This window comes from Sutterella sp. KLE1602, from assembly GCF_001578585.1.
Taxonomy (GTDB): domain Bacteria; phylum Pseudomonadota; class Gammaproteobacteria; order Burkholderiales; family Burkholderiaceae_F; genus Sutterella; species Sutterella wadsworthensis_A.
On sequence record NZ_KQ968529.1, the window covers coordinates 1 to 9,311 of the forward strand.

Below are 9,311 nucleotides of genomic sequence, written 5' to 3' on the forward strand. Positions count from 1 at the left end.
GCTCAATTGACCATTAAACAACTCTTCCATAGCGCTACAAGATCGTAAACGTCAACACAATAGAATTATACTATTTTGATGGCAAGAAAACACCATTTTTTGACGTTGTAAAGAAAAACCGAACGGAACAATTTTGTTCAATTCGGCTTGGGAACAGGGGTTTTGAAGAGCTTCCTATGGAAAATTCTCGAAACAAAATACCCGGGAGGCCACGACATCAATAGTGGAAAGCACTGTGGCGCTGGCTGATTGCTCGGGCAGAATGAAGATAAGGACAGGGAAAAGCCGGACACCTCGATTCGCGACGGCGTGAACAAAGCATGCATCACGACACGCGCGAGGCGCACCGTCCGGCCGTTTCCCTTCCTTTCCGACACAACCATTGTCGGCGCAGCCCTTTGGCAACTGCGCTGGCCCTTGACTCGAGGTTGCAACATGCTCTTGACGGACAATGACCGAAACGCTCTCGAAGCCTGCGATGAGAACGGCGTCACGATTGTAGGACGCATCTTCGCCTTGCTCGACAACTTCGTGGAAGAGGGTGTCCAACAGGGCCGATTCTCACGCGAAGAAGCCGATGCCGATCTGGAAATCGCGCTCTGGCGCTCGTTCGCGCTTCTGCAGTGCGACGACTACGTTTCATATGCACAGGCGGTCGAAGTGCTCCAAAAGGCCGAAGCCGCGGCCGCCGGGAGCGGTGTCTGGCATTATCGCCTCGCCGCCGCGCTGACGCACGTCGGTCGACTCCGGGAAGCCTTCGACATTGCCCGTCGGGGCGTCGAAGCTGAACCCGGTTATCCCTGGGGATGGCTCCATTATGCAAAGCTTCTGGCACACTTCGGGGAGACCGAAGCTGCACAGGCTGCCGTTCAAAGAGGCCTTGAGCTCGTGCCGGGTGACGCGGAATTCCTGACGCTCGAAAAGGAGATCCGGGACGGTGCAACGCTTCCGGAAATGCTCTTTCACTACATTCGCCCGGAACATGACGAAGACCTTCAGAGCAACCGCATGGATCTCAAAGAGGTGATGGAAAAGCACCAGGCGCTCCTGTGCGTGGTCAAGGATCCGGAAGGCTTTGAGGCGGCCTGCGCGGCGTTCGAATTTGACGAAATGAAGCCTGACGAGGAGTTGCCCTATCTTTTGTCGGCCCGCATGCCGGTCGAAGGCGTCCGCGTCCCTGTGACTCTGCGCATGAACGAGGCCGGACTCTCGCACATGCCGCCGGTCTGGATCCGACATGCCCGCAGCGCCATTGCCGACACGATGAACAAGCAGGATTTGAAGGCGGGCGACATCGTCAACGTCGCTTTCGACCTTGATCGCAGCATTCATCTCATCTTCATGCCCGACCCTGCGACCGGAGAGTCACGCGAGCACCACTTCAAGCTCAATCCGGCCGTCAGCGGCCTCGGGGATCGGGAGGGGCCCGAACGCTCCGAGGATTTCCCGCCCGACGTGGTCAAAATGCTCGAGATCGTCGCCGACCTCGACGAGAAAGAGGACTATCGCGGCATCATTCGACTGCTCGAAGCCGAGCCCGACGACGAACGCCATCCCGCGCTCACCTTTGAGCTGGCACGCGCCTGCAACAATGCGGCCGAATTCGGCGGTTCCGAACTTCTTCGTGCGATCCGGCTCCTTGAGTCCGTCCGTGACCGCTACGAAAACACGCACAAGTGGCAGTTCCGCATGGGCTATGCACTCTTCTACCTCGAACGCGAGGAGGAGGCGCTACCCTGTTTCGAGCGTGCAGAAGCGCTGCAGAAAGGCGATCAGGATTCACTTGAATTCATGCGTCTGTGCCGTTTTCAGATGGCCTTTCCTCGTTTCTCGAAACCGCTGCGGGAGCGTATCAACGATTTCTGGGACGGCATGGCGCAGAAGACGCCCGGGCTGCTGAAGCGTCTGGCCGATCCTGACGAATGCCAGGATGCGCAGCTCGAGATCACCGAGGACCTTCAGAAGGTCGTCCCGGGAGCTCTGGCGTACGTCGGAGCCATTGCCGGCCCGGTGGATCTCAACCTCTCGGCCGACGGCGACTGGCTGAGGACCTATCTTCTGCGGGCACTCATCCGACGGATGCCCGAAGAGCTGAGGTCTGACTGGCGCTTGACGCTCGGACGCCGCAGAGGGGCGATCCCGCTGCGGTTCGACATCAACGGCAGGGAGCTCCATGCCGGTAACGTCTATCTCTGGGAGGAAAAGCCGGAGGAAGGGGGTGCAGACCGGTTGATCGCCTACCATGAAGCCTTCGAAACTCTCGAGGAGCCCGAGTATGCCGAAGCCTTTTCGTGCGTGCAGGCGCTCCTTGACAATGCCGTGGGCGAAGCGGTGCGGATGAAGTATTACTACGATCTTCGCCTCACGCGCAAGCCTGAATCGGGCGTCGGCTTCTCGGTGCAGGAATTCCAGAGCTACCTGCGCGAAACCGATCCGATGAAGCTCGTCACGACGATGGATGACTATCTCGACGAGTCGAATGAATTCGACTGGGACGGATCCGAAGAAAAGGACTGCGATTACCTGCTCGATGCCGTGCATGCTGAGCTGTCCTGTCCGGCACTTGTCCTCGCCTACTTCAAAAACGACCCCGATCTCATGCGCATGCTCGCGCAGTCGGGCGCAACGGCGGGCATCCTTTACATGAACACCCGCGATCGGTCGCCCGAAGGTCGAAGGGAGGTTCGAGATTCGCTCAGAACCGAGCTGCAGGCAAATGTTCCTGAAGCTTATGAGAGTGTCGGCATCGTCGACGGCAGGCGGTATGCCTATGACGTGTTCCTTGCCTGGGATCTCCCCGCAGTGCTCGAGGCTGCGCGGGAATTTGCAGAAGGTCGCGATGACGTGCTCGAGCTCGGGTTCCACTCCCTTTGGCGCGAAGCGGGCGGTCTTTCAATCAGGAAGCCCGAAAAAGCCTGATCGGCTACGGAAGCCGTGCACGAGGTTGACACGATTTTCGAAATGCCTTGGCCGCGGCTTCCTGAAGTCAGATGTCTCCTTGCGGCGTTTCTATGAAGCCCGAGGTGAAGGGCGAGAGCCCGGCATGTGCCCCCGTAGCGCCGAGAATGAGGCCGACCGGAACGAAGCCCGTCATGACGGGCACGGCGGCACGAAGGCCCCTGAGGACCTCCTGCGCCGTGTCGGGTTGTGAAACGAGAGCTTGGTCTGACATCTTCAGATCAGAAGAGAGCCTGTCGTTACAACGTGCCGAACCACGTGATGACGACGGCGTTGATCAGGTCGATGAGGAATGCGCCCACGACCGAGACGATGAGCCAGGCGCGCGGGGACGAGCCGTACTTTTCGCTGATGGCCTGCATGTTGGCAAGACCGTTGGCCGTAGCACCCATGGAGAAGCCGATGCCGCCCACGGAGAGCATGACGGCGTCGTAGGAGCGGCCGAAGGCCGTGAAGAGCACTGTCCAGGCGTAGATGAGCATCAGGATCGTCTGGCAGGCGAGGATCACTACGAGCGGGAGCGCGAGGTGCACGAGCTCGTGGAGCTTCAGGTTGTTGATGGCCATCGTGACGAAGAGGACGAGCGTGATGTCGGCCACTGCGTTGAGGCCCTTGCCTTCGACCTTGTACATCCCCGAGAAGTCGCCGACGTTGCGGATGACGGTGGCGACGATCATGGCACCGATGTAGGCGGGCAGCGTGATGTAGTGGCCGAGGAAGTTCGAGACGATCGTGCCGAGGCCCATGGCGAGCGCCGTGACGGAGACCGCCCGCATGATCTCATTCGTGAAGTTTGGCTTCGCGGATGCGTGCTGTTCCGTAATGTCGGTGTCCATGTCGTCGGGGAGGTGCAGCTCGGGTTCAGGCTGCTGGACTTCGTCGGGAGTCTTCACCTTGTAGCGGCGAATGCACCATTCGCCGAACGGGCCGCCGATGAGAAGGGCGGCGACCATGCCGAAGGTGGCGGCGGTGACGGCAACGGCGGTGCCGCCCGTGATGCCGTAGGTTTCCTCAAAATAGGGACCGAAGGCAGCGGCGGTGCCAAGGCCGCCCATCATGGAGACGGAGCCCGCGAGAATGCCGTAGTGCTTGTCAAAGCCCATGGCTTCCGCTATGGCCATGCCCATGCCGTTCTGGAGAAACACAAGTACCGTGACCGCGAGGAGGAAGCCGAGAAGGAGCCTGCCGCCGTCCTTGACGACGCGAAGGCTGGCCATCAGGCCGATGGTCGTGAAGAAGCCGAGCATGAGCACGGTCTGCAGCGTCGAGTCGATCTGAACCTTGACAATGTTGAAGTACTCGAGGAAGGAGACGACGATGGCAAAGGACATGCCGCCCACCACGGGACTCGGGATGGAATAGCGTGAAAGCACGCCGATCTTTCCCTTGAGCCAGACGCCAAAATAATAGGTGCATACTGCGAGCGCGACGGCCTGCACCTTGTCCACTGCGATGACCGGCACCGTTCCTGCTATATCTGTCATGTTTCCTTCTCTTTTTGTTGGTTGTTGTGAACGCCTGATTTTCAGGCAGACTGATGAAAAGTCTAGCAGTGCGGGAAAGCGGCTCAAGGTGCCTTCCCTAAGGCATTCGCCCAAGGGGAGTCGACATTTCTCAATCAAAGGCCAAACCCTGCAGGGTTTATCCTGACTCGGGCTCAAGGTCCGCACCAGGTCCCTTAAAATCGAACAACTGCCGTGGAAGTCGTCCGCAGAATCACAAACGTTCAACCGCTGCCGGAGTCTAAGAAATGGCACAAACCTCACGAAAGCACGCCCTGATCATCGTCGACCTGCAGAAGGATTTTCTGCCCGGGGGCGCGCTGGCGGTACCCGGCGGCGACAAGATCGTGCCCGTCATCTGTGAAGTGCTCGAAAAGAATTCCTGGGACTGCATCGTCATGACCCAGGACTGGCATCCTGCGGGTCACGTCTCCTTTGCCCGGAACCATGAAGGCAGGCACGTGCTCGACGTCATTGAACTTCCATACGGCAAGCAGATGCTCTGGCCCGTTCACTGCGTTGAAGGCACCGACGGTGCTGCCATCGAGGGCGTCGACACGATGAAGGCCGACCTCGTCCTTAGAAAGGGCAGGGAACTCAACATCGACAGCTACTCCGCCTTCTGTGCGGCCGACAACGAGACGAAGACGGGGCTGGCGGGGTGTCTGCGCGAGCGCGGCATCACTGACGTCTGGGTGTGCGGCCTTGCACTTGACTACTGCGTCTCGTTCACCGCAATCGATGCAGCTCGCGAAGGGTTCGTCACCCATGTCATCACCGACGCCTCCGCCGCGATCGACGCCAACGGCAGCCTTGAGAAGGCCGAAGCCGCCTGGCGACTTGCCTGCATCGACGTGTGCAGGGCCGAGGATGTACTCGAGCCAGAGTACTGACGCAAATACAACCCATCAATCTTTATAGGCCGCCCCTGTCTCACGACTCGGACGGCCTTTTTCTTTGCTGGCGACGGGCGGCGTCGGGTTTGAAGCCCGCGAGAACGCATCGGATTCGGAGAACGGAGGGCGGAAAAGGGGGCTTCAGAGGGGTGCCAGCTGAACGAAATCCTCGTTTCGGGAAATAGAGAACAGAAGAATTGAAAGCTGTGGACCGTAAGGTATCATCATAGATACAATCTATCACCCCCCCCCCCATGAGAGTCTAAATTAACAATGTACGGGTAAGCCCGCAGGGAAATTGGTCTAGACTGGGGTAGACCCTTATTCGTGTTGTCAGGCGCGATGGATACGCGTGCAAAAGTGTTCGATCGGGCAACTTGATCAAAGTCAATCTGCACATAAGGTTCTAAAGGAATCATTAATAATGACTCTCAGGAAATATTTTACTTCATGAAAGTCAATGGGGCAAAGGAAACATGGGGGTTAACCTTGACGTTTTAAAGCGACTCAAAAAACAGAGGCTTGAAAGGAAGGGAGCCGAGAGTTGCCTACGGTCTTATTCTGCGTATGTCCCAACTCGAAAGTGAGCGGGGATGAAATGACCAACCAAAGACCAAAATATTTGGAGATACGCAGATGAATCGCGTTTTCAAGACCAAATGGAGTGCTGCCCATCAGCAGTACGTTGTTACTGACGAGCATCGTGCCACGAAGGGCAAGGCTTCCAAGAGCGCTGTGGCTCTGACTGTTGCTGCCCTAATGATGGCCGGTGCGCATGCAGCTTACATGGAACCCGGCTTTGAGGCGTCTCGCTACCATGAGGTTGATCAGGCCCAGCAGTCCTGGGAAACCGCGGAATATCAAAAGGACTGGGGTCTGGCTGCCATGAATGCTTCGAAGGCATACGCCCTCGGCTTCCATGGCCAGAAGACCATGGTGGGCATCATGGACTCTGGTGCTCTCCTTGACAAGCATCCCGAACTTAGAGGCGACCGTTTTTCAGCCACCCATGTCACGGGTGAATATGGTTCGACTGGTAACCGCTATCCCCAGTCTGTCAGCAGCGAAAATAAAGGCCAGCCCTTCAACAAAGGCGAACACTTTGACGTGACGGGCAATTGGATGTCCGATCGCAACGACAATCATGGTACCCATGTTGTGGGCACCGTTGGTGCCAATCGTGACGGCTCCGAATTCCACGGCGTTGCTTGGGGATCCAACATTCTTAGCGGTAACACTGGCGCTACCGACAGCAACAACTACGGCCCGTATCAGGACCATGACTTCTTCTTCAAGGGGTGGAAGACCATGGCCGATACGATCACCAAGGCCAATAAGATTAATGGGCACGATCGTGGCGGTGTGATCAATAATTCGTGGGGCACGAACATCCGTACGAAGGAAGTTTACAAGTGGAGTGCCGCTAAGAACGATTGGGTGTGGGATCACTACGTCACCCCCGACGAAGATACGTCCAAGTACACAACCGGTGATGTTCCCGAGAATCCTACCGACGGTCAGATTTATATGCAGACCGGTCATCTCGCCGCGAACACTGTGCAGCAGTCTGAGTACGAGTACTTCTACTTCAAGAAGGTTTACGGTGACAAGTTCAACGCGGGTGAAGCGACTTCTGACAAATCTTTCGTCGATGCCGCTTGGGAAGCAGTGCAGGGTGAGAACAAGAACGTCGTGCAGATCTTTACGACGGGCAACCGCAACATGGGAAATCCCTTCTATCGTCCGCTGTATCCGTACTTCAATCCCGAGGCAGAAGGGAATTGGATCGCTGTTGCCGGTCTGAGGAAGGCCAACAATTTTGATCCCGCAAATCCTAAGTATGCCCTCGTCGACGGCTTCAACGAAGCTGGTCTTGGCAAGTATTGGACTGTTGCGGCTCCTGGCAACGGCATTTACTCTACGATCGTTGGCAAGGATCCCAAGATTACCGAAAGTAAAGATCCGCTTAAGCCTGCCTTCGGTGAGCCTGGTTATGGCAGCAAGTCCGGTACTTCGATGGCTGCGCCTCACGTTGCCGGTGCAATGGGTGTCCTCATGTCCCGCTATCAGGACATGAATGCGAAGCAGGTTCGCGACGTGATGTTCACCACTGCTAACCATTACAATCCCGATGGTTCGCCCATGGAAGGCTGGAACAATGTTGACGGAACGAAGCCGGCGGACGGTCAGGTTTCCGATCGTATGGGTTGGGGTGTTCCTGATCTGGACAAGGGCATGTATGGCCCGGGCCAGTTCCTTGGCGAGTTCAATTACAACATGGCCAACACCAGTCTTGACGTTTGGACCAACAATATCACCAATGTCGCTCTCGACCAGCGCATGGAAGAAGAAAAGGCATGGCTGGCCGACTATGATAAGAATCTGAAGTCTGAATTGGTTCTTGGTGACAAGTTCATCGTTCTGAACGGCACTGATGACAAGAAGGATCACATCATTTCTGAAAGCGACGCAAAGAAGTGGCGTCAGGAATACTTCGAACTGCGAAAGGCTGAAATCGAAAAGAAGCAGGCGAATGACTTTGCAGGTTACAAGGGTTCTCTGATCAAGGATGGTGCCGGTACACTCGTCATGACCGGTAAGAACGAGTACAAGGGTACTACCACGGTCAAGGGCGGCACGCTCCTCGCCTTTACGGAATCCATCGGCGAAAACAACACCGTTGAAGTTGAGGGTGGCAGCTTCGGCGTCCTTTCCTCTTACGACGACCAGTTCACCATGAAGGGTCTCATCGAGAGCAAGGCGACGGATGCGGATCTTCTCACGATCAATGTTGGCGAGAATGGTTCTCTCTACATCGATGCCGCTTCCAACGTGGCTGTCAAGGCTGTTAACTTTGCGAAGAATAAGAAGGTCACGGTGGGTCTCGCCGGTGCTGATCGTTCCAGCCTTGTGAGCGTCTACAACGGTGAAAAGGATGCGGTTTCCGGCACCTTTGAAATCAAGGAAGGTACGCTTACTGGCGTTACTCACGACGTTCTGAAGACGGACTCGCTCTTCTTTGATCTGGCCAAGGAAGACGTCAAGGTCGAGGACAAGAAGATCTCCGTCTCCATGAAGAAGAAGGAAGGCGTGACGATGGAATCGTTCGCCGATACCGAAAATCAGAAGAAGATTGCATCTGCGATCGCCGCTTCCGGCAACGCTCTCACGGGTGACGTTCTGACGGCCGCCAACGAAAAGCAGGTCAAGGAAATTTTGTCGACCCTTGACGATGACTTCTATGCAACGGCCCGCAATGCCCTCGTGATGAATGCCACCGCCGTGTCCCGCACGGTCATGGATCAGGCCCGAGGCATGGGTGAAGGTCGCTCCGCCGAAGTTGACAACGGTCGCGCCCGCATCTGGGCAGCCGGCATCGGTCACTGGGGCGAAGCCGAAGGTAACCTTGACACCATGGACGTCGACTTCCGCGCCGGCTTCCTCGGTGCTGAAGCTCTTGTCCTTGACAACACCAAGTTCGGCGCCTTCTTCGGCTACGGTACGACGGATTACAAGTCCGGCCTCAACAAGATCGACGGTGAGGACAAGCACTTCGGTGTCTACGGTCTTACCGACATCGGCAACGTGACGATGACCTACGGCGTCGCCTACACTGATCAGGACCGTGACACGACGCGCTTCCTCGGTGGCGTTGCCAACCAGCACAGCGAAAATGCTTCCGTCCTTCAGGGCTTCGTTGAAGGTGCGTACAACTTCGACCTGAGCGTTGCGAAGGTCTCCCCGTACGTCGGCTTCACCTGGGCTCGCGTCGAAACGGATGCCGCGACCGACAATGCGCTCGGCCACAGCTTCAAGACCGACGAAATCAAGGACGACATCCAGATCGCTACGCTCGGTGTTCGCACCTCGGTGCCGTTTGCCATGGGCAACATGCCTGTCGCTCTGAAGGCCGACCTCGGCTGGTCTCACTACTTCGGTGACACCGAAGGTCTCG

General features: G+C 56.9%; 5 protein-coding genes. 3 read left to right on the top strand and 2 right to left on the bottom strand.

The annotated features are described in order from the left end of the window. Positions 1-435: 435 nt before the first annotated feature. On the top strand, positions 436-2,919 hold the full coding sequence (locus HMPREF3036_RS12240; RefSeq protein WP_062332355.1) for a tetratricopeptide repeat protein: 2,484 nt from the start codon (positions 436-438) through the stop codon (positions 2,917-2,919). A gap of 67 nt (positions 2,920-2,986) precedes the next feature. Here the strand turns inward: HMPREF3036_RS12240 and HMPREF3036_RS11845 are convergent, their stop codons facing one another. Together HMPREF3036_RS11845 and gltS are read right to left on the bottom strand one after the other, a co-directional pair. After that, entirely contained in the window at positions 2,987-3,172 is a 186-nt protein-coding gene (locus HMPREF3036_RS11845) for a hypothetical protein (RefSeq protein ID WP_156469748.1), read from the bottom strand. A 25-nt stretch (positions 3,173-3,197) separates the two neighbouring features. Beyond that, the gene (gene gltS / locus HMPREF3036_RS05740; RefSeq protein WP_062332358.1) at positions 3,198-4,442 is read right to left on the bottom strand and encodes a sodium/glutamate symporter; all 1,245 of its coding nucleotides are present in this window, start codon (positions 4,440-4,442) and stop codon (positions 3,198-3,200) included. 266 nt (positions 4,443-4,708) lie between these two features. Between gltS and HMPREF3036_RS05745 the strand changes: the two genes are divergently transcribed. Next, positions 4,709-5,353 carry a nicotinamidase gene (locus HMPREF3036_RS05745; protein WP_062332361.1) on the top strand — a complete coding sequence of 215 codons (645 nt, stop codon included), beginning with the start codon at positions 4,709-4,711 and terminating at the stop codon, positions 5,351-5,353. A gap of 639 nt (positions 5,354-5,992) precedes the next feature. Further along, positions 5,993-9,311, top strand: a 3,319-nt coding sequence (locus HMPREF3036_RS05750; RefSeq protein ID WP_156469749.1) for a S8 family serine peptidase, incomplete at its 3' end; no start/stop codon positions are given.

What these genes read in the sequence shown, in the direction of transcription:
- HMPREF3036_RS12240 (WP_062332355.1), top strand. Translation starts at nt 436, where the DNA reads ATGCTCTTGACGGACAATGACCGAAACGCTCTCGAAGCCTGCGATGAG.
- HMPREF3036_RS11845 (WP_156469748.1), bottom strand. Translation starts at nt 3,172, where the DNA reads ATGTCAGACCAAGCTCTCGTTTCACAACCCGACACGGCGCAGGAGGTC.
- gltS (WP_062332358.1), bottom strand. Translation starts at nt 4,442, where the DNA reads ATGACAGATATAGCAGGAACGGTGCCGGTCATCGCAGTGGACAAGGTG.
- HMPREF3036_RS05745 (WP_062332361.1), top strand. Translation starts at nt 4,709, where the DNA reads ATGGCACAAACCTCACGAAAGCACGCCCTGATCATCGTCGACCTGCAG.